This is a genomic window from Streptomyces sp. NPDC051173, from assembly GCF_040689515.1.
GTDB lineage: Bacteria > Actinomycetota > Actinomycetes > Streptomycetales > Streptomycetaceae > Streptomyces.
Genome location: NZ_JBFBBD010000041.1, coordinates 22,601 through 39,756 on the forward strand (window position 1 = coordinate 22,601; position 17,156 = coordinate 39,756).

Annotated in this window: 32 protein-coding genes and 1 tRNA gene; 32 read left to right on the plus strand and 1 reads right to left on the minus strand. The window is 70.6% G+C overall.

Features of this window, described 5'->3' with window-relative positions:
* Positions 1-135 precede the first annotated feature (135 nt).
* The 19 genes from AB0435_RS21255 (at position 136) to AB0435_RS21345 (ending at position 10,112) form a co-directional block, all read left to right on the plus strand.
* Positions 136-414 carry a hypothetical protein gene (locus AB0435_RS21255; protein WP_366427666.1) on the plus strand — a complete coding sequence of 93 codons (279 nt, stop codon included), beginning with the start codon at positions 136-138 and terminating at the stop codon, positions 412-414.
* Complete coding sequence (locus AB0435_RS21260) at positions 411-1,241, plus strand: hypothetical protein (RefSeq protein WP_366427667.1); 831 nt, start codon at positions 411-413, stop codon at positions 1,239-1,241. Before AB0435_RS21255 ends, AB0435_RS21260 begins: the two co-directional genes overlap by 4 nt.
* On the plus strand, positions 1,241-2,239 hold the full coding sequence (locus AB0435_RS21265) for a hypothetical protein (protein WP_366427668.1): 999 nt from the start codon (positions 1,241-1,243) through the stop codon (positions 2,237-2,239). Before AB0435_RS21260 ends, AB0435_RS21265 begins: the two co-directional genes overlap by 1 nt.
* Positions 2,236-2,964, plus strand: coding sequence for an exonuclease domain-containing protein (locus AB0435_RS21270; RefSeq protein WP_366427669.1), 729 nt, complete (start codon positions 2,236-2,238; stop codon positions 2,962-2,964). The genes AB0435_RS21265 and AB0435_RS21270 overlap by 4 nt, the downstream gene beginning before the upstream one ends.
* Entirely contained in the window at positions 2,957-3,322 is a 366-nt protein-coding gene (locus AB0435_RS21275; protein WP_366427670.1) for a hypothetical protein, read from the plus strand. Before AB0435_RS21270 ends, AB0435_RS21275 begins: the two co-directional genes overlap by 8 nt.
* Positions 3,319-3,606, plus strand: coding sequence for a hypothetical protein (locus AB0435_RS21280; protein WP_366427671.1), 288 nt, complete (start codon positions 3,319-3,321; stop codon positions 3,604-3,606). The genes AB0435_RS21275 and AB0435_RS21280 overlap by 4 nt, the downstream gene beginning before the upstream one ends.
* On the plus strand, positions 3,603-3,926 hold the full coding sequence (locus tag AB0435_RS21285) for a hypothetical protein (protein WP_366427672.1): 324 nt from the start codon (positions 3,603-3,605) through the stop codon (positions 3,924-3,926). The genes AB0435_RS21280 and AB0435_RS21285 overlap by 4 nt, the downstream gene beginning before the upstream one ends.
* Positions 3,923-4,354, plus strand: coding sequence for a hypothetical protein (locus AB0435_RS21290; RefSeq protein WP_366427673.1), 432 nt, complete (start codon positions 3,923-3,925; stop codon positions 4,352-4,354). The genes AB0435_RS21285 and AB0435_RS21290 overlap by 4 nt, the downstream gene beginning before the upstream one ends.
* Positions 4,351-4,710 (plus strand): hypothetical protein, encoded by a 360-nt coding sequence (locus tag AB0435_RS21295; protein WP_366427674.1) that lies wholly within the window; start codon positions 4,351-4,353, stop codon positions 4,708-4,710. The genes AB0435_RS21290 and AB0435_RS21295 overlap by 4 nt, the downstream gene beginning before the upstream one ends.
* Positions 4,707-5,330 carry a hypothetical protein gene (locus tag AB0435_RS21300; RefSeq protein ID WP_366427675.1) on the plus strand — a complete coding sequence of 208 codons (624 nt, stop codon included), beginning with the start codon at positions 4,707-4,709 and terminating at the stop codon, positions 5,328-5,330. Before AB0435_RS21295 ends, AB0435_RS21300 begins: the two co-directional genes overlap by 4 nt.
* Positions 5,327-5,872 carry a hypothetical protein gene (locus tag AB0435_RS21305; protein WP_366427676.1) on the plus strand — a complete coding sequence of 182 codons (546 nt, stop codon included), beginning with the start codon at positions 5,327-5,329 and terminating at the stop codon, positions 5,870-5,872. Before AB0435_RS21300 ends, AB0435_RS21305 begins: the two co-directional genes overlap by 4 nt.
* Complete coding sequence (locus AB0435_RS21310; RefSeq protein ID WP_366427677.1) at positions 5,869-6,306, plus strand: WhiB family transcriptional regulator; 438 nt, start codon at positions 5,869-5,871, stop codon at positions 6,304-6,306. The genes AB0435_RS21305 and AB0435_RS21310 overlap by 4 nt, the downstream gene beginning before the upstream one ends.
* Complete coding sequence (locus AB0435_RS21315) at positions 6,303-6,521, plus strand: hypothetical protein (protein ID WP_366427678.1); 219 nt, start codon at positions 6,303-6,305, stop codon at positions 6,519-6,521. The genes AB0435_RS21310 and AB0435_RS21315 overlap by 4 nt, the downstream gene beginning before the upstream one ends.
* Positions 6,521-6,934 carry a hypothetical protein gene (locus AB0435_RS21320; protein WP_366427679.1) on the plus strand — a complete coding sequence of 138 codons (414 nt, stop codon included), beginning with the start codon at positions 6,521-6,523 and terminating at the stop codon, positions 6,932-6,934. The genes AB0435_RS21315 and AB0435_RS21320 overlap by 1 nt, the downstream gene beginning before the upstream one ends.
* Positions 6,935-6,995: 61 nt before the next feature.
* Positions 6,996-7,070, plus strand: a tRNA-Leu gene (locus AB0435_RS21325).
* 42 nt (positions 7,071-7,112) lie between these two features.
* Entirely contained in the window at positions 7,113-8,102 is a 990-nt protein-coding gene (locus AB0435_RS21330) for a hypothetical protein (RefSeq protein WP_366427680.1), read from the plus strand.
* Positions 8,099-8,362 carry a hypothetical protein gene (locus AB0435_RS21335; protein WP_366427681.1) on the plus strand — a complete coding sequence of 88 codons (264 nt, stop codon included), beginning with the start codon at positions 8,099-8,101 and terminating at the stop codon, positions 8,360-8,362. The genes AB0435_RS21330 and AB0435_RS21335 overlap by 4 nt, the downstream gene beginning before the upstream one ends.
* Positions 8,362-9,894 carry a DUF5131 family protein gene (locus AB0435_RS21340; protein WP_366427682.1) on the plus strand — a complete coding sequence of 511 codons (1,533 nt, stop codon included), beginning with the start codon at positions 8,362-8,364 and terminating at the stop codon, positions 9,892-9,894. The genes AB0435_RS21335 and AB0435_RS21340 overlap by 1 nt, the downstream gene beginning before the upstream one ends.
* Complete coding sequence (locus tag AB0435_RS21345; protein WP_366427683.1) at positions 9,891-10,112, plus strand: helix-turn-helix domain-containing protein; 222 nt, start codon at positions 9,891-9,893, stop codon at positions 10,110-10,112. Before AB0435_RS21340 ends, AB0435_RS21345 begins: the two co-directional genes overlap by 4 nt.
* A gap of 316 nt (positions 10,113-10,428) precedes the next feature.
* Here AB0435_RS21345 and AB0435_RS21350 read toward each other — a convergent pair whose 3' ends face one another.
* On the minus strand, positions 10,429-10,626 hold the full coding sequence (locus AB0435_RS21350) for a type II toxin-antitoxin system Phd/YefM family antitoxin (protein WP_366427684.1): 198 nt from the start codon (positions 10,624-10,626) through the stop codon (positions 10,429-10,431).
* Between the two features lie 144 nt (positions 10,627-10,770).
* On the opposite strand from AB0435_RS21350, the gene AB0435_RS21355 reads away from it, so the two are divergent.
* The 13 genes from AB0435_RS21355 (at position 10,771) to AB0435_RS21415 (ending at position 17,152) form a co-directional block, all read left to right on the plus strand.
* Positions 10,771-11,649 carry a hypothetical protein gene (locus tag AB0435_RS21355; RefSeq protein ID WP_366427685.1) on the plus strand — a complete coding sequence of 293 codons (879 nt, stop codon included), beginning with the start codon at positions 10,771-10,773 and terminating at the stop codon, positions 11,647-11,649.
* A complete protein-coding gene (locus AB0435_RS21360) occupies positions 11,646-12,371 on the plus strand; it encodes a hypothetical protein (protein ID WP_366427686.1) in 726 nt (241 codons plus the stop codon). Before AB0435_RS21355 ends, AB0435_RS21360 begins: the two co-directional genes overlap by 4 nt.
* The gene (locus AB0435_RS21365; protein ID WP_366427687.1) at positions 12,368-12,535 is read left to right on the plus strand and encodes a hypothetical protein; all 168 of its coding nucleotides are present in this window, start codon (positions 12,368-12,370) and stop codon (positions 12,533-12,535) included. The genes AB0435_RS21360 and AB0435_RS21365 overlap by 4 nt, the downstream gene beginning before the upstream one ends.
* 85 nt (positions 12,536-12,620) lie before the next feature.
* Entirely contained in the window at positions 12,621-12,896 is a 276-nt protein-coding gene (locus AB0435_RS21370; RefSeq protein WP_366427688.1) for a hypothetical protein, read from the plus strand.
* Between the two features lie 106 nt (positions 12,897-13,002).
* Complete coding sequence (locus AB0435_RS21375; protein ID WP_366427689.1) at positions 13,003-13,524, plus strand: hypothetical protein; 522 nt, start codon at positions 13,003-13,005, stop codon at positions 13,522-13,524.
* Positions 13,521-13,730, plus strand: a complete 210-nt coding sequence (locus tag AB0435_RS21380; protein WP_366427690.1) for a hypothetical protein — start codon at positions 13,521-13,523, stop codon at positions 13,728-13,730. Before AB0435_RS21375 ends, AB0435_RS21380 begins: the two co-directional genes overlap by 4 nt.
* A complete protein-coding gene (locus tag AB0435_RS21385; RefSeq protein ID WP_366427691.1) occupies positions 13,727-14,239 on the plus strand; it encodes a helix-turn-helix transcriptional regulator in 513 nt (170 codons plus the stop codon). Before AB0435_RS21380 ends, AB0435_RS21385 begins: the two co-directional genes overlap by 4 nt.
* Before the next feature lie 120 nt (positions 14,240-14,359).
* Positions 14,360-14,611: a hypothetical protein gene (locus AB0435_RS21390; RefSeq protein WP_366427692.1), complete on the plus strand. Its 252-nt coding sequence runs from the start codon at positions 14,360-14,362 to the stop codon at positions 14,609-14,611.
* A gap of 115 nt (positions 14,612-14,726) precedes the next feature.
* Entirely contained in the window at positions 14,727-15,647 is a 921-nt protein-coding gene (locus tag AB0435_RS21395) for a hypothetical protein (protein WP_366427693.1), read from the plus strand.
* A gap of 2 nt (positions 15,648-15,649) precedes the next feature.
* A complete protein-coding gene (locus AB0435_RS21400; protein ID WP_366427694.1) occupies positions 15,650-15,901 on the plus strand; it encodes a helix-turn-helix transcriptional regulator in 252 nt (83 codons plus the stop codon).
* A 110-nt stretch (positions 15,902-16,011) separates the two neighbouring features.
* Positions 16,012-16,347, plus strand: coding sequence for a hypothetical protein (locus AB0435_RS21405; protein ID WP_366427695.1), 336 nt, complete (start codon positions 16,012-16,014; stop codon positions 16,345-16,347).
* Positions 16,344-16,943: a hypothetical protein gene (locus AB0435_RS21410; protein WP_366427696.1), complete on the plus strand. Its 600-nt coding sequence runs from the start codon at positions 16,344-16,346 to the stop codon at positions 16,941-16,943. Before AB0435_RS21405 ends, AB0435_RS21410 begins: the two co-directional genes overlap by 4 nt.
* Positions 16,937-17,152, plus strand: coding sequence for a hypothetical protein (locus AB0435_RS21415; RefSeq protein ID WP_366427697.1), 216 nt, complete (start codon positions 16,937-16,939; stop codon positions 17,150-17,152). Before AB0435_RS21410 ends, AB0435_RS21415 begins: the two co-directional genes overlap by 7 nt.
* The last annotated feature ends 4 nt before the right edge of the window (positions 17,153-17,156 follow it).

A 17,156-nucleotide genomic window follows, 5' to 3' on the forward strand; every position in this document is an offset into this window, starting at 1 on the left:
CAGTCACCGTGCGCCGAAGCGGGCTACGGCCCGTCGTGATCTCGATCTCCTGACGCGAGCGGGCTACCTCGTCCGGGACGACTCGAATCCGGTCCGGCTCCGCTTCCTCCTCAACGAACCGAAGGGCGGTGCCAAGTGACGGGCCCGGATCACTACCGCAAGGCCGAGCTACTCATTGCTAGTGCCGAGCAGTGGATGGATGCCGACACCGGGTGGAAGGCGCATCTGTCTACCGAGGAGCGCATCGCGCATCGGATGGCGGAGCTGGCCACAGCCCAGGTCCACGCCACGCTTGCCCTCGCGTGCGCAACAGCCCTCGTCGACGAGACGCCCCGCAGTGACTCCGTCAACGAGTACCGGGCATGGCACCGGGTCGCGGGCAGCGCCTACGAAACTCCGGAGGCACACCGGTGACCAGTCCCAAGCATGCCTGGGACACCGAGCGGGGTCGCTACTACCGCGACCCCGCCGGGGGCCCGGACCTCGTGTCCGTCACCAACGTCCTCGGCACCGCTGTGGCCAAGCCGGCGCTCGTCCCGTGGGCGGTGAAGCTCACCGCCGAGCACTGCGTCGACAACCGTCTGGAAGTCGCCCGCCGTGCTACCCAGGACCGCGACGGAATCCTCAAGGAAATCAAGAGCGTTCACCGCGACGCCCGCGACCGCGCCGCGAATCTTGGCACCCGGGTTCACGACAGGGCCGAGAAGATGGCCCTGCGGGCGCCGTTCGAAGCGGACATCCAGGTCGACCCGTACGCGCGACAGCTCACGCTCTTCTGGGAGCGCTGGTCCGTGGACCTGGACCGGCACATCGTCGCCGCAGAGATCACCTTCGTACACCGCCGTCTCGGTTACGCAGGAACCGGGGACTGCATGCTCTGGCTGCCGACCGGTCCCAGCCGTCGGCGGGAGCTATGGCTGATCGACTACAAGACCAGCGCCACCCGGCCCGCGTCGTCGGTCTACCCAGAGAACGCCCTCCAACTCGCTGCGCTGCGTTACGCGGAGGCGGTCCTGCTCCCGGACGACACCGACGGTGCCGTGCCGCGCATCGAGCGCACGGGTGTTCTCAATCTCCGCCAGCGCTCGCACGCCCTCGTACCGATGCCTGCCGACCGCGCTGCGCACCGCGCCTTCCGGGGCGCGCTTGAGACCACGAAGTGGCTCCACGCCGCGCCCTCCGCCTACCCCGCGCTCCTGCCCCCGGCAGCTGACACGCGCCCGACCCGAAAGGCAGCCTGATGGGCAGCCGCATCCTCACTCTCCAGCGGCAGGCCCGTGAACTGGGGCGCCTGCGTACCGGCTGGAGCATCCCGAACCCTGACCCTGGAAAGCGTCCCCGGCCCGTGAAGTCGAAGACCTGGGTCGTCACCTCCCATGCCGAGCACTACGTCGCAGCCGCCGCCGCAGCATGGGGTGGCAAGGCCGAACGCTGGCAGCCCCAGGGAGCAGGAGCTCCGCAGTTCCGCGTCATCACCGAAGCCGACAGTATTGACGCCCTGCTCCCGCAGGGTGACCCGCTCTCGCAGCACAACGAGATGTGGAACAAGGGCGGTTGCATGCGCCGCTGCGACGGCCAGACTGAGCAGATCAGTCGTCGGCCCTGCCTGTGCCTCGCCCAGTTCGGCGAAGAGTGGCACCAGCAGCGCAAGGGCGATGTCTGCGCGGCCACGTCCCGGCTGAACGTCGTCCTTCCCGACATGCCCGACGTCGGCGTGTGGCGGGCGGAGACGCACTCCTTCTACGCGGCGAACGAATGGTCCGGAACGGTCGACATGGTCCTGTCCGGCACCGGCGGCAAGGGGATGATGCCGGTCTCGCTGCGGATCGAGCCCCGGAGCCGCGTGGCCGCCGGGCAGACGAAGCACTTCCCTGTGGTGGTCGTCGAGATCCGGGGGATCACGCCTCGGCAGGCGCTTACCGGGCCTCTGTCAACAGCCCTAGCCCTCGACCCCTCAGGCGGTGCGCCGCTCGCGATCGAGGCGGGGCGCCCGGACTACGTCGCGGAGGCACAGGGCTCTCTGACCTCCGACGACGTGGGCGACGTCTACCGCCGCGCGCATGCCGCCGGGCACCTCAACGATGGGCTGATCGCCGACCTCAAGGGCATTTCCGACCGGCTGAAGGCCGAGGAGACAGCGGCCAGTCCAGACGAGGACGGAGCCTACGAGGCCGAGCTTGTCGAGGATGCCCCGGAGTGGCCGGCGGTTGCGCAGCCCGGAGCGGGGGCCCGCCAATGAGCTGGTACCTGGGTCGACTGGCTGGCTTCGATACGGAGTCAACGGGCGTCGACGTCGAGAACGACCGCATCGTCACCGCCTGCGTCGTCCAGTGCGGGGGTGGACACCCCACCCGGTCCGCAACGTGGATGGCTGACCCCGGCATCGAAATCCCCGAGGACGCAGCGAAAATCCACGGCATCACCACCGAGCGGGCCCGTGCCGAAGGGCAGCCTGCGGGTCAGGTTGTGGAGCAGGTCATCGCGGCCCTCTCGCAGGTCGTGCTCGCGGGGATTCCCCTTGTGGCGATGAACGCGAGCTTCGACTTGACCATGTTGGACCGCGAGGCCCGGCGGCACGGCGTGTGCCCCCTTTCCGAACTCGTCGGCGACCAGCTGCGGGTCATCGATCCGCAGGTGTTGGACAAGAAGATCGACAGGTTCCGGCGAGGTGGGCGGAAGCTTGAAGATCTGTGCCGTACGTACGACGTCCGGCTCGATGGCGCGCACACGGCCGACGCCGACGCGATCGCCGCGTGCCGGGTTGCGTGGCGCATCGCGCAGAAGGAACCGACGATCGGCAGCGCCTCGCTTGCCTTCCTCCATGAGGAGCAGATCGGCTGGGCGACTGAGCAAGCCGACTCCCTGGCCGCCTACTTCGCCCGTACACCCGGCAGGGAGCACCTGGCCGACGGTGTTCGTCCGGAGTGGCCGCTGATCCCCTTCGAGGTGGTGCCCGGTGCCTAGCCGTCGCGCGCACACGAAGCTCCGTGACCAGTTCGCCGCGGCGTGCGCCGAGCGCGACGCCCTCCAGCTCAAGGTCTCGCGTCTGGAACTGGAATTGCACGCTGCCGAGGTGGCCGCCGAGCTCCTGAATGAGCAGTTGAAGGAGGCGGAGGCGTCCCTGGCGGATGCCCGTCGCCCACGACCGGCGCCGCCCGGTGCCCGGGGCCGGGAATCGGACAGGCGAGCGCTGCTTCAGCTCGCGGACCGGCTCGTGTTCTTGCAGGAGCAGAACGACCTGCTGTCGCGGGAACTCGTAGACGCCGCTGGGACGCTCGCCGTCCCTCACCGTCCCGGCCACGAGCCGGGGGTGGTGTCGTGACTGCCCTCCTGGCCGTCGCCGTTGCCGTTGCCGGTCTGGCCGCCGCACTGTGGGCGGCAGACGTCCGGCTCTCCGCCGCTGCGGCTCGTCTTCGCCAGGCCCGGCTTGCCCCGGCGCCGCCGTACGCGTACTTCGCCCCGGCGTCGACGCTGCGGGTGTTGTGGGCCGACTGCCCGTCCTGTGGCCGCCGGCACGCTCCGCACGAGGCGGACGACGCCGTCGGGTCCGTGCGCTGCGTGGACTGTGGTCACCGCCGGTTCGCGACTGAGGGGGTCGGCCGGTGACGCTCCCCAACACGCCCGTGATCCTCTTCCTGCTGCTGTGCTCTGGTGCCCTCGCGTGGCTGGCGGGCCTGCTGCTCGCCGTCTTCGCCGGTGTCCACGCCCTGGGCCGCGCGCTACGGCGCAGCACCGGCCGGCACCGGGCCATCGGCTCGGCAGCTGAGGTCGTCGAGGACGAGTCCGTGGTCGCCGAGCACTCCGGGCTCAGCCTGCTGCGGCGCTGTCCCGCCGAGTACCGCGCCACCCTCCATCTCATCAGCCCCGACAACTCCGGGACCTGCTGGGTCTGCCAGCGGACCACCATGCCTGAGGGGGTCAAGTGACCTATGAACCCGCTCCGGAGCCGTTCGGCCCGGAGTACCTGCGCCCCGCCAGCCTCCCGTGCCCCGACTGCGAATGCTGCACGGTCCCGCTGTGTGAGCGGGGGCGCCGCAGCCCGATGGGCAGTTGCGCCGCGTTCACCACGGATGAGGCCCAGGACACCGTGCGGGGCTGCCGGTGCAGCGCCGAGACGACCCCGGGGACGGCGGCCTACGAGGCCGCGCAGGTTCGCGCCACTCGCCATGCCACCGAGCGCCCTCTCCCTCTGGGCATGGAGGCGTTGTTGCAGGCTCTGGCCGAGGGGCTGGAGTACGACGAGGAGGAAGCGGCGCGCCTGGAGATCTGGCGTTACGCCGTCCGCGTGGGCGGGCGCCTGGCCGTGACCGACGCCGGCCGTACGTATCTGGCCGCCCGGGACGGTGCCCGGTGACTGACGACGACCTCGACCAGCTCATCCGTGATCTGAAGCTCGGGCAGCCGCGCGCGGTCCGTGGTCCCGGCGCCCGAGCGGCCTGCGGTACAGCCTCCGGTTACCGGCGCCACCGGGCCAACGGCGAGAGTCCGTGCGCGGCCTGCCACCAGGCGAACACCGAGACCCAGCGCGAGCACTATCACCAGGGCGTCAAAGCCCCGGAGCGGCTCAAGCAGATCGCCCACGGGACGCTCAAGGGCTACAAGCAGCACCGCTACCGCAAAGAACAGGCGTGCACGATGTGCCTGGAGGCGGCCCGCGCCGACAGCGCAGCACGGGCCCGCACCCGCCGGGCGAAGGGGAATACCCAGTGACCGCCCCCCTCTTCGACTCGTGCGCCCCCGCTGCGGCTTCGGCCGCGGCGGGGCCCCGCCCGCTCGTCATCGGCCTTGACCCTTCCTTGACGTCACTGGGCATCGCGGGCGCCGACTGGGCCGAGGCCCTCCGTCCCAAGAAGCTCACAGGTCACGCACGGATCGCCTGGCTCCTGGCCGAGACGACCGACCGCGTCAAGCTTGCCGACCTCGTCGTCATCGAAGGGCCCGCCTACGGCCAGCAGCTCCAGGCCGGACACCACGAGCGCGCCGGCCTGTGGTGGCTCCTCACCCACGCGCTCTGGCGCCGGGGCATTCCGTACGCCGTGGCCAACCCCCACAACCGCACCATCTACGCCACCGGCGTCGCCAACCCGGCCCAGGACCAGGCCAAGGAGAAGCGGGCCCGCATCGCCAAGGGCATGGTCCACACCTTCGTCGTCGAACGGCTCGGCATCTGGTGCGAGGGCGCCGGGAGGTACGACGCCGCCGACGCCGCAGTGTTCGCGGCCATGGGGCTGGACTGGCTCGGCTACCCGCCGCTTCCCCTGCCTCAGCAGCAGCGCCGCGCCCTGGACACGGTGCACTGGCCGATCACGATTCCGGTGGTGGCCTCATGAACGCCACCCACGACCAGATCACCGAACTACTCCACGAGGGCCTGTCCAACACCGCCATCGCCAGGCGGCTGCGCTGCGACCGGCACCGTGTCGCCGCTGTCCGCCGCGACCTTGGTATGGCCAACATCCCCGCCCAGCCGCTCACTCTGGAAGAGAAGTGGGCCGCCCGGACCAGGCCCGTCGACGGCGGGCATCTGGAATGGACGGGGGAACGCGCGCGCTCCGGCACTCCGGTGCTGCGCTACTGGCCCAAGTCCTACAGCGCTGCGGCCATCGCCTTCCGCATCAAGCACGGCCGGGAACCCGAAGGCTACGTACGGGCCGAATGCGGCTTGAAGCACTGCGTCGCCCCCGGCCACGTCGACGACACAGCCGCCCGCATGCGCACCCGCGAGCAGCTGCGCTACCTCACCGGACGCGGCGAGCGGCCCGCCACATGCCGTCACGGGCACGACCAGGGCGCGCACGGCCGGTACGAGACCGACGGCCGCCCGTACTGCGAAGCCTGCAAAGCCGCCCAGCGCCCCAGGAGGTCATCATGACCGGACCCCGCAGTTCCCTCAACTCCCGCGTGTGCGCCGAGGACTGGTCCACCCGCCCCTCATGCGCCCGCCCGGATGCCGACGCCCGCCTCTGGTTCTCGGACCAGCCCGCGGAGCGCAAGGAGGCCCGTGGCCGGTGCGGGAACTGCCCCGCACGCACCACGTGCCTGGACAGGGCGATGGAGGCGGAAGGCAGCGCACCGGCAAGGGCCCGGTTCGGGATCTTCGGCGGTCTCGACGGACGCCAGCGCTACGAGCTGTACACCACGGGGCGGGCAGCCGCACGCGCAGGCCGCTCCGGCCGCCCGCCCGCTCCCTGCGGCACCGAGTCCGCCTACCAGCGGCATCTCAGGAACAGCGAGCCGATCGACGACGCCTGCCGTCAGGCACACACCACTCACAGGGCCAAGAGCCGCTCCAGGGCACGGAAATGACTGGCTCGTGGCCGCCGGCCGAGCTCGCGGGGCTCCACCTCGACGCGGGCATCCACACACGTCCGTGGACCCCCGAGCACGGCTACTGGCTCCGCATCCCGACCGCCGACTACCGGTGCCCGTGCGGCTGGACCGCCAGCGCCTCCGGCGACGGAGTCCCCCTCATCACCAAGACCATCGCTGCCCACCTCAGCAACTGCGAGGAGAACGACTGATGACCGGCCACCCGTACACCATCGAGGACCTCCGCACCGAAGCGGCGAGCCAGCACGCCGAGCTCGCCAAAAACCCGGGGTTCATGGGCGTGGGCGAGTCCATGGACCTTGACATCGTCGCCTCCACCGAGCCTGGCGGAGGCCGTACCTGGTTCGAACTCCTCCCGGAGCACAGCGAGTACAACACGGCACAGGAGAAGATCCACGGTCTCGTCGACGGTGCGGCCGACATCTCCCGCTGGGCCGTCGACCTCGGCGCGGACGGCCTGGTGCCCGAGGCCGCCGCGGTGACCTACAGCTCCAAGGGAAAGCCCGTGGTCCGCCTGCACCTGGCCTTCCACCCCGACACCGCCCCGGCCCACCGTGCCGTCCTCATGGCGCAGCTCACCCAGGTCATGGCCCTGGCCCTCTGACCGCCCCGTCACTGCCCCGGGGCGGGGCGACGGTCACAACCCCCGCCCCGGGCGCACCACAGCCCGGGTCGCGCAACTGGCAGACGCAGCCGCCTTAAAAGCGGTCCAAGTGCGAGTTCGAATCTCGCTCCGGGCGCCCAGCACGCAAATTATCCGACCAGAGGAAGGCGACCCCGCGGTGACAAAACATATGGACGTCGGCCGCAGTTGGCGCACACCCATCAAGCACGACTACCTGTGGAGCATAACCGGCCAGGAAGCCGGAGCCATCGCCTACCTCGGCGCTCAGCGCGGCACCTGGTACGACCTCACCGCCGGAGACGCCGCCCTCATCCCCGGCGAATTGTGGCACCGCTCTTGCTCGCCCGGCATCCTCGCCTACCACGCATCACGGTGCCGGGTTCCCGTACACGTCCGCCTGCACGAGATCCAGGCCGCGACATACGACCGGCTTCTCGGCAACCTGGACAGCTACCTCCCCACCCTCGGCTACAGCACGGCGGCCCCAAGCGCCTGGACCCACCCCGGCAACGGGTCAACCGTGACCGCCCACAACCTCGGCGGCGCCGAAGCCGACCTCACCGACGTCGATCGCGACACGGCCGTCTTCGTCGTCAACGACCCCAACGCGATCATCGACTGGGCCATGCGGCCAACCTTCGCCGCCGAGATCGCTGACCGGACCTGGCTGTCCCGCTGCCTGTCCACGATGGGATGCAACCCGGCCGGCCTCAAGCGACTGACCATCGGCGAGCGCGTCAAGTGGTTCGCCACAGTCCGCGAGCAACAGCAGGCGATGCCCCACTACCGCGACCTCTCTCTCGCCGCGCTCGACCGGGACGAAGCCCAGTGGGCCTACCTCGTGGCCACCTCGGACAAGTGGCGCGCCAAAACCGACCAGGCCGCCCAGAAGAGCGCCAAGAGCTGTAACCGGTCAGTGAGCATCGCGTGGTGGCGGCAGGAGCCTCACCAGTTCGACGAGCTCCTGCTGCGGTTGTTTCTTCAGAAGACGGAGCTGGAGCAGATCCGCGGGCGCGAACGGGAGTGGATGGCCGCGAGCAACGAGAAGCGTCTCGCGATGATCCCGAAGCCCGTCGCACCGAAGTCCGGGGACCTTCCCGACCTCGGCGGAGACCTGACGCTCTTCGACCTGGGCGACGTGGCGTGACCCGCCACTACGCGCCGCCACGGTCGGGCGTCGACAAGCCGTACCGCACGTACGCCGAGTACCTGCGCCACCCGAGGTTCCTCGCGGTCCGCCGCGCGGTCTTCGAACGGGCCGGCGCCCGGTGCGAGAGGTGCAGTACCCGTCCGCCGACCGAGCCCCACCACCTGCGCTACCCGCCCTGGGGCGCGTTCGACATCCCCGCAAACCTGATCGCCGTGTGCCACCCATGCCACTGCGACATCCACGGAAAGGCCAGCTGATGGCACGCCTCGGAGAGTTCGAGGTCCACCCCGCCGCGGACGCCTACCCGCTGATCGACGGCGAAGAGTTCACAAAGCTCGCCGACAGCATCAAGCGGAACGGCCTACGTGAACCCATCATCGTGAACCACGACCGCACCGTCCTCATCGACGGCCGCAACCGGTACCGGGCCTGCGAGCAGGCTGGCGTGGACCCGGTGTTCGAGATGCTCGGTTCCCACTACGACGAGTTGAAGATCCTCAACCTGATCGTGGACCGAAACGAGCGGCGCCGGGACATGAACGCCGGGCAGAAGGCCATGGTCGCGCTGACGTTGGAGCCGATGTTCGCCAAGGCCGCGAAAGCCGGACGCCCCATCGGCAACGCTGTGAACACGACGGCTACGGTCCGTGAAAAAACTCCCGCAGATCTGCGGGAAGCAAATGAGTGGGTGGAGCCGCGAGCGCGTCACGCGCGTGAGTCGGCGGCCCGAGCCGCGAAAGTCGTTGGCGCATCCGGTCGAGCCGTCCAGCAGGCGAAGGCCGTCGTACGCGACGCACCCGACCTCGCCGCGAAGGTTCGGGCCGGAGAGATCGCCCTGGACGCCGCCGACCGGCAGCGTAAGCAGCGTCTCGCCACCATGCCGAAGCCCGAGCCTGCCCCCAAGCCAAGCCCCGTCATGCTCACTCTCCGCACCCACACTGGCAAAGAGGTCGGGTATCCCGAACCGCAGACCAAGGCCACGTTCAACGAGACGAAGGGCACCGGCATCTCCTGGGCTGCCTGGTCCTGGAACCCCGTAACCGGATGTCTCCACGGCTGCGACTACTGCTACGCCCGCGCTATCGCCACCGACGAGCGGTACAGCAGCGCATACCCGGCCGGATTCGCCCCTCTGTTCCACCACGAGCGCCTCGACGCCCCGGCCACCACCACCATCCCCGGACCACGGCGTGACGACCCGGCGTACCAGCGGGTGTTCGTCTGCTCCATGGCCGACCTCTACGGCCGCTGGGTCCCCGACGAGTGGATCCAGAAGGTGCACGCCTCCATGTGCGCCAACCCACAGTGGCAGTACATCACCCTCACCAAGTTCCCGGCCCGCTACATCGGCCTGGAGATGCCGCCCGGCGCCTGGATCGGAACCTCGGTGGACGAGCAGAAGCGAGTCCGGATCGCCGAGGACGCCTTCCGGAAGATCGAGGGCGGCAAGGTCAAGTGGCTCTCGCTGGAGCCGCTGAAGGAGCCACTGGAATTCACGGATCTCTCGGTCTTCGACTGGGTCGTCATCGGCGCCCAGACCGAAACTCGCCAGCCCTCCGGACTCGTCCCGGCGTTCGCACCGCCTTTCGACTGGGTAGCCCGCATCGTCGTTCAGGCCCGGGAAGCAGGCTGCCGCGTCCACCTGAAGCCAAACCTGTTCAACGGCCGGCCCGGCATGCAGATCCCCGACGAGTACCCCCTGCTCAACACCCCCGACCGTGCTGATACGCAGACGGCGCTGGAGCTGGACGCGATCGGCCGGGCCGCGCTGGAAGGCGGGCACCGATGACCAGGTCGTACCTGACCGGCGCCGCCCGCAAGGCCGAGGCCGAGCGTCTGGCGCCCCTGTACCGGGACGGCGCGAAGATCCGGGAGATCGCCGCGGCTACCGGCCGCTCCTACGGCGGCACGCGGGCGCTGCTCCTGCTCGCCGGGGTGAAGCTGCGGCAGCGTGGCGGGACGCCCCGGCCGATGCCGGCCCAGGGCTCGACGGACGGCGCGCGGTGACCTCGCGCCCAGGCGGTGACGGGGCGGTCCGTGCGGGCTGCCCCCGCTGCGGACGCCCCGTGCTTCAGCAGCTGGTCGGCCGGCGCGCGGCGTTGCCGGTCACGGCTGACGCGGAGCCGATGCCCGTGGCCGAGGCGGAACGCCTGCGGGAGCCGAACCGCCTGCATTGGTGCCTGCGGCCGACGTCGAGCGGGGTCGAGCTGCGGTGGCGGATCGACTGCGGACCGTCGTGCGCGCACGGGCACGTGATGGACCACCGGTGCCCGCCAGGGACGCCTCCGGGACGCCGGCCGGAAGGCACGCTGTGGTGAGCCGGCTACTTCTCCAGCGACTGAAGTCGGGCGCGGTCTTCGAGGGCCTGCCGGTAGAAGGCGTCGGACACCAAGACGGCCTGCGGCTTGTCGCGGCGCGTGAGTACGACGCGATCGCCGAGCAATCGCACCTTGGCGATCACCTCGGTCAGGTTGGCGCGGGCTTCGGACACGCCCATGTGCACCTCGGCGGACTCACTCATGCGCTCAGGATACACATCCGCCCAATATGCAAGTGCGTCGCATTGTACAATTCAGATGTGGGTGAGGGGCCCCGCAGGCCGCCCTGAAGGGCCTGATTTGCCACGCCTTCTCACGCTCCCATCCGATGCAAGGAGCACCACCAGATGGCACGCATCCGCACCGTCAAGCCGGAGTTCTTCACCAGCCTCACCATCGCCGACCTCCCCATGACGGCGCGGCTGACCTTCATCGGCTTGTGGACCCACGTCGACGACGACGGCCGGTGCGTCGACGAACCTCGCCTCGTGCGCGCCGCCGTCTGGCCCCTCGACGACCGCACCGCCGCCGACGTCGAAGACGACCTCCGACACCTCCACGACGCATCCCTGATCGTGCGCTACGAGCACTCCGGACGCCGCTACCTCGCCGTCCGCAGCTGGCGCGAGCACCAGCGCATCGACAAGCCCAAGCCGAGCAAGCTCCCGCCCCCCAACGCAGGCAACCCCCTCCCGCCCACGCCCGCCAGCAAGCCCCCCACCTGCGACGATGTCCAATTCTCAGACGAGTCGGAGACCGATCCGGGATACATCCCGGACGACTCCACGACGCATCCCGGACGAGTCCCCGTAGGAAAGGAACAGGGAACAGGGAACAGGGAAGGGAACAGGGAGAGAGAGGGCGCGGGCACGCGCGAGCCCCACCCCCCGGCGGCACCACCGCCCCCAGCTCTCTCTCTGATCCCCTCCCAGTGGCAGCCCGCCCAGAGCGACCAAGCCGCCGCCGCTGCCGACATCACCCGCCTCGGCCCCGCCGCCGTCGCCACCGCGACCGCGAAGTTCGTCCGCCACCACCAAGCCAAGGCCACCACCGCCGCCGACTTCGGCCCCCTCTGGGTCTCCTGGCTCGCCCGCGAACGCCCAGACGCCCCCACGGACACCACCGTCGTCCCCTTCCCCGGCACCCAGCCCAGCAAGACCACCCAGCAACGCGCCGCCCTCGCCGCCGCCCGCGAACTCCACCGCCAGAAGGGCATGATCCAGTGACCCTCGACGACGTCTACGCCCTCTTCGACCGCATCGCCCTCGTCGACGACCGCATCGTCCGCCCCAACCCCGCCGACGCCGCCGGCCAAGCCGAAATGTGGGCCGTCATCCTCCACGACGCCCCCCTCCCCTTCGCTGCCCACGCCGTCGTGCACCACTACCAGCGCTCGCCCTACCCGCTGCGCCCCGCCGACATCGCCGAGCAGTGGCGACTCCACATCCGCGACCGTCTCGAACGCCACACCGAATCCGAGCCGCCGATCGGCGACACCGGCGACGACACCTACCGCGCCGCCCTCCTCGCCGAGCGCCTCGCCGTCGCCTGCGGCGAACTCGAACCCAGCCCCGTACCCCCGCCCCGCACCCTGCCCGCGGGCGCCGACGTCACCCCTGGCCGGGGCCGCGCCATCCTCGCCGCGATCGGCGGCATCCCCGAGCAGCCCGGCAGCGGCAACCCCCGCGCCATCACCTGCCCCCGCTGCCACGCCGAACCCGGCCGCAGCTGCACGACCGCCGGCCGTCGCCGCGCCGACGTCCACCCCGCCCGCCTCGAAGCCGCCCACCGCGCCTCCTCCGGCCTCCCGCCCGTCAGCGACGAGGACGCCCACGCCGAGCTCCAGCGTCGCCTGGACGCCTCCCGCGCAGCCCTCGCCGCCCTCCCGCCCGGAACCGCGATCCAGGCCCCCGCCGGGCCCAACGCCGAGGCGGAGGCCGCTTCGTGACCGCCACTCCCGCGCACCCCGAGCACGCCATCCCCTGCCCCTGGTGCGGCGCCTCGCCTGGCCAGCGCTGCACCGGCCAGCGCGGCGGCCGGATCTCCATCGCGAGCCACGACGCCCGCATCACCGCCTGGAACAACCAGCCACCCGACAAGGAGACCCCGTGACCGACCGCATCCGCCTCGACGACCTCACCGATAACCCGTCCAACCGTTCGCTACCCCAATGAATCCATCCCATCGGAGCCCCCAAATGGCCCGCCAGAACACGAACTGCCTCATAGCCGCCATCGCCGCCAGCGCCCTCCTTGTCGCCCTCGCGACCCGCCACCGGCCCCACCCCGCTGCGGCACGCACCCGATGCCCGCACGTTCCGCCGGTCTCGGCCTACGTCGCTGTCGATCTCCCTCACCCGGCCGCCCCTCCACCCCCATCGACCGAGCTGGTGTTCGTGTGGTGCTGCGACCTGTGGCAGCTCACCAGCGGCGGCGAGCACTCCAGCTACTGCCATACCGCCTGGAACGCCTGATGGGGCCTCTGCTGGCCTTCGTTGCCCTGATCTGGCTCACAACGAGCGTCCTCGTCACCCCACCCGACCGCCGGCGCCTGACCGGCCGCCCCAAGGAGCCCCGCCAGTGACCGAGCACCGCCGCACTTTCACCGTCGATGAACTCGCAGAGCTCGACCTCCCGCCCTCTGGCCCCGATGACACCGAGAACAACGGGCGGTACGGCGGCTGTACCAGCCAGCTGGTCACTGACGCCCGCAGCATCGACGAAGCCAACGCTGCCGGATGCCGTGAGGGGTGGCTCATCAACCGGGCCAACTGCTTCTGCCCGACCTGCTCCGGCGCTGGCCGTGGCCGACCCGGCGGTCGGGTGGTCGTCCTGCACCCGGATGGAGAGATCAAGAGCGGGCGCGGGCCCGACAGCACCGGGGCCAACAGCCAGGCACCGGCCGCCGTACAACGCGCCGTCGACAAGCTCCGCGCACGCCTCGACGAGCGGATCCGGCCCGTCATGCTCTTCGGTCTCCAGGATGCCGAGCTGTTCAACGAACCCGGCCGCCAGCGGATCAACGAATGGGCGGACTGGGTCATCGACACCGTCCTCGACACGGTCACCGAGACCGTCTGCGAAGCGGAGACCGGCCGGTGACCGTCCGGGATCTCGTCGCCACCATCGCGGCCGGCGGTGGTCAGCTCGCCATCGCGCTCCAGGCGCTCCTCCCGCGGTCGGCCAAGGACGGCGCCGGGGACGGGCGGCCGCACGTCACGTACGTACGCCGCGCCCGGCCCGGCACCGAGACCGACCAGCTCACCCGGCACGCCGCCCGCTGTGCAGCTCTCTGGAGGCGCCCATGACCAGGCTTCCCGCCCCCGGTACGCCCTTGACCTGCCGTCAGCTCCAGATCGTCGGCGGTATCGCCCGGGGCCGGTCCAACGGTCAGATCGGCGCGGCCCTCGGCCTTTCCGCCGATGGTGTCCGTGCCCACGTGTCCCGCATCCTTCGGGCCACCGGCGAATGCTGCCGTGCCGGGATCGTCGACCACGCCTACCGCACCGGCCTCCTGAAGGGACTCCCGCCGGAGCCCCGGCCGCCGGTGACGCTGACGCTGCGCCGCCGTCAGGTGCTGGCCAGTATGGCCGCCGGCCTGACGAACGCGCAGATCGGACGGCAGCTCGGCATCGCGGAGGAAACGGTCCGGACCGCGGCTCACCGCCTGTTCGCCCAGTTGGGGGCAACGGACCGGGCCCATGCGGTGGCGCTGGGCTGGCAGCACGGCCTACTGGACGCTGGCACACCCGCTTGCGCCTCACCGGCCCCACAGAGGGCCCTGGGCGCCCCTCAGGGCGCACAGGAGGGCACATAGGCCCTCCGTGACACAGCCGCGGAGATCGCCTGCGAGACGGCCAACAGCGCACTCCGGCCCGGATCGCCACCCGAACCCCCGGCCGCGCACCGCGGCCGGGCATCCGAAACAGAGGCCACCATGGCCAGCCGGCCCAAGCCCAGCCCGACCCTGGAGCAGATGCTGATCCTCGTCGGCCGAGCGCGGGCTGGACTCACTCCTGAGGAAGCTGCCGTGCTCCACGCCGGGATCACCGGCCTCGATGCCGCGCGCCGGTCCGTTGGTGGCCTCCAGGCCGCGCTGCACGCCGCACGCCGGGAACGGGACACGGCTCTTGCCGAGCTGGAACAGCAGCGCACCACCGCAGCGCAAAGAGCCCACGAAGGCCGCTGAAGCCCCCTCAGGCACCCCAGCGCACAACACAGGCTTCCCTCACCCGGGAGGGAGATCGCCCGCGAGGGACCCGCACAAGCGCCCTTGCCCGCCGAAATACCCGAAAGGCAGTCACATGGACCAGCCCGCCGTAGAAGCCCTCCGCGATCTCGCAGCACGAGCCACCGACCACGAGACCGCCGACCGCCTCCTCGACGAAGCCGCCCACGAACTCACCGGCAGGATCATCGTCCGGCCCGACCAGAACCTCGCCCCGCTCCGATTCGTGCTCCGCCGACACCTTGACGTCTCCGGCATCAGCGGTGAGGGCAACGTCGCCGACGGCGTGCTCTGGCCCGACGGGACTGCGTCGGTTCGGTGGCGCGGGGAGCATCCGAGCATCGTGTTCTGGGACCGCGGCCGCGCCAGCGTCGAGTTCGTACACGGGCACGTCGGCGCGACGACCGTCACGTTCCTCGACCAGACCGAGCAGCCGGACGCCGGGCGTCTGCCTGCACCGGACACGGTCCGGACAATCCCGGACACCGCCCTCACCAGCACGGACACGGTTGGGACAGCTCCGGATCCAGTCGGGGGAACCCTCGGCCAGCGCGAGAGGAAGGCGGCCATACGCGGCGCGATCTGCAATGCCTTCGGCACCCCCGACCATCCGGTCGCAACGCGAACCGAGACCGGCGAGCAAGCCGCCCCCCGCCACGCGCCGGCGCAGGACGACAGCGCGCTTCGCGAGGCGATCTCCATCCTCATCTCCCGCGCCGCCCGTGGCGTCCTCAACCCCGTCGAAGGCCCGTTGCTCCGCCAGCATGTCGAGCATCTGGTCCGCGACCGCGATCAACTCGCCGCCCGGGTTAACACGCTGGAGTACGTCGCCCGTAAGAACCGCGACCATCACCACGAAGCCGCCCGCGTGCTGGAACGCGCACGGACCGAGTGCGACGCAATGGAACAGGCCATGTCCGCCGAGGCTGTTGACCTCCCCCGGATCCGCGAGCACGTCACGCACCTTCGCGCCGCCTTCGACTCACCAGGAGCCTGATCATGCCCACACCCTCACGCCCGGCCGCGGGCACGCCCCTCACCGACCGGGAGATCCAAGTCCTCGACGGACTCAGCCGCGGACTCAGTAACGACGACCTCGCCCGCGAGCTCTTCATCTCGCCCAACACCGTCAAGTCCCACATCCTGCGGCTCTACACGAAGCTCCGCGCCCGCGACCGGGGACACGCCGTCGGCATCGGGTACCGCACCGGGCTCCTCGATGCCACCGCCCAGGATTGGACAAGCGCATGACCAGCCAGGACACGTGTCCGGACACCGGCGAACAGTATGAGCGCCGCCGACCCCGTCGACCGCGCCCGCGCCATCGAGCACGCTGTCTACACCGCCCCACAGGAGCAGAGTTGAGCGCCAGACGCGACGACGCCCCGCTCTGCCTCTGCGGCCACCGACGCGACAAGCACAACAGCCCAGCGGCAACCGGCGGCGTCCAGTGCCGCACCTGCCCCATCGACGACCAAGGCCGATGGCGCCACATCTACACCCCCGACACCGACCCCGAGGGCACCGGCCCGGCCTGTTACGCCCCGCACTGCGCTGCCGACGATGTCGTCGCCCGCGTCCACGTCCTCGTCGGGGAGCTGTACGTACTCGCCGCCCAGTGCGGCCAGCAGTGCGGCGCCGTACAAACCGCAGACCGTATCCTCGCCGCCCTCAACCACCGACCGGAGAACACATGACCAGCACCGCGACACCCGGCCCAGACACCTCACCGTCCACCTGCCCGGCCACGGTTCCGGCAACCGCTGACCTGCGCGACCAGTACGCGGCCGCCCTCTACGACACGTACGGACAGCAGGACCGCGATCGCAGCTACCGGATTGCGGACGCGGTCCTCGCCATACGCGACCGCGAGGTGGAGCAGTTGCGGGCCGACTCCCGGAAGTGGGCCGACTTGGCCGCCGGCGCCAAGCGCACACGCCAGGTCCACAACGATGAGGCGGACCAGTACGAGGAGCAACTCCGGGAACAGCTCGCTGCCGTAGAGGCAGAGCGGGACGCCGTCTACCGCGAGCGCGCCCACCTCATCGCGCACCTGGCCGCCCTGCACCCCTCACACATCGGTTACACCGACCCCGGCGCCCCGGACTGGGCAGTCGTCATCATCGAGGCGCCGGGTGGACAGCTGAGCTGGCACATCGCCGAGCGGGACCTTGACCTCTTCAAGCACGTCCAGCCGACGAACCGAATCTGCCGCGGGTGGGACGGCCACACCACGGACGAGAAGTACGCCCGGATCCGCGCCCTCACCACGGCCGCTGGAAGGTCATGGTGAACCGCCTCCGCGATGCTCTCGCCGTGACGCTGTTCCGCGCCGCGCACTGGATCGCCGGCCGCCACGTCTATCTGTCGACCGGCTGCCTCCACGGTGATCACGAATACTGCAACGGCAACACGGGAGCCAACGGCACCAAGGTCCCGGCGAGCTGCAAATTCTGCGCCGCCCCGTGCCAGTGCGCCTGCCACCAGGGGCATCGTAAGTAGGCCC

Coding starts and splice junctions, on each gene's coding strand:
- AB0435_RS21265 (WP_366427668.1), top strand. CDS start 1,241: ATGGGCAGCCGCATCCTCACTCTCCAGCGGCAGGCCCGTGAACTGGGG.
- AB0435_RS21270 (WP_366427669.1), top strand. CDS start 2,236: ATGAGCTGGTACCTGGGTCGACTGGCTGGCTTCGATACGGAGTCAACG.
- AB0435_RS21305 (WP_366427676.1), top strand. CDS start 5,327: ATGAACGCCACCCACGACCAGATCACCGAACTACTCCACGAGGGCCTG.
- AB0435_RS21310 (WP_366427677.1), top strand. CDS start 5,869: ATGACCGGACCCCGCAGTTCCCTCAACTCCCGCGTGTGCGCCGAGGAC.
- AB0435_RS21315 (WP_366427678.1), top strand. CDS start 6,303: ATGACTGGCTCGTGGCCGCCGGCCGAGCTCGCGGGGCTCCACCTCGAC.
- AB0435_RS21320 (WP_366427679.1), top strand. CDS start 6,521: ATGACCGGCCACCCGTACACCATCGAGGACCTCCGCACCGAAGCGGCG.
- AB0435_RS21340 (WP_366427682.1), top strand. CDS start 8,362: ATGGCACGCCTCGGAGAGTTCGAGGTCCACCCCGCCGCGGACGCCTAC.
- AB0435_RS21345 (WP_366427683.1), top strand. CDS start 9,891: ATGACCAGGTCGTACCTGACCGGCGCCGCCCGCAAGGCCGAGGCCGAG.
- AB0435_RS21350 (WP_366427684.1), bottom strand. CDS start 10,626: ATGAGTGAGTCCGCCGAGGTGCACATGGGCGTGTCCGAAGCCCGCGCC.
- AB0435_RS21355 (WP_366427685.1), top strand. CDS start 10,771: ATGGCACGCATCCGCACCGTCAAGCCGGAGTTCTTCACCAGCCTCACC.
- AB0435_RS21370 (WP_366427688.1), top strand. CDS start 12,621: ATGGCCCGCCAGAACACGAACTGCCTCATAGCCGCCATCGCCGCCAGC.
- AB0435_RS21385 (WP_366427691.1), top strand. CDS start 13,727: ATGACCAGGCTTCCCGCCCCCGGTACGCCCTTGACCTGCCGTCAGCTC.
- AB0435_RS21390 (WP_366427692.1), top strand. CDS start 14,360: ATGGCCAGCCGGCCCAAGCCCAGCCCGACCCTGGAGCAGATGCTGATC.
- AB0435_RS21395 (WP_366427693.1), top strand. CDS start 14,727: ATGGACCAGCCCGCCGTAGAAGCCCTCCGCGATCTCGCAGCACGAGCC.
- AB0435_RS21400 (WP_366427694.1), top strand. CDS start 15,650: ATGCCCACACCCTCACGCCCGGCCGCGGGCACGCCCCTCACCGACCGG.
- AB0435_RS21410 (WP_366427696.1), top strand. CDS start 16,344: ATGACCAGCACCGCGACACCCGGCCCAGACACCTCACCGTCCACCTGC.
- AB0435_RS21415 (WP_366427697.1), top strand. CDS start 16,937: ATGGTGAACCGCCTCCGCGATGCTCTCGCCGTGACGCTGTTCCGCGCC.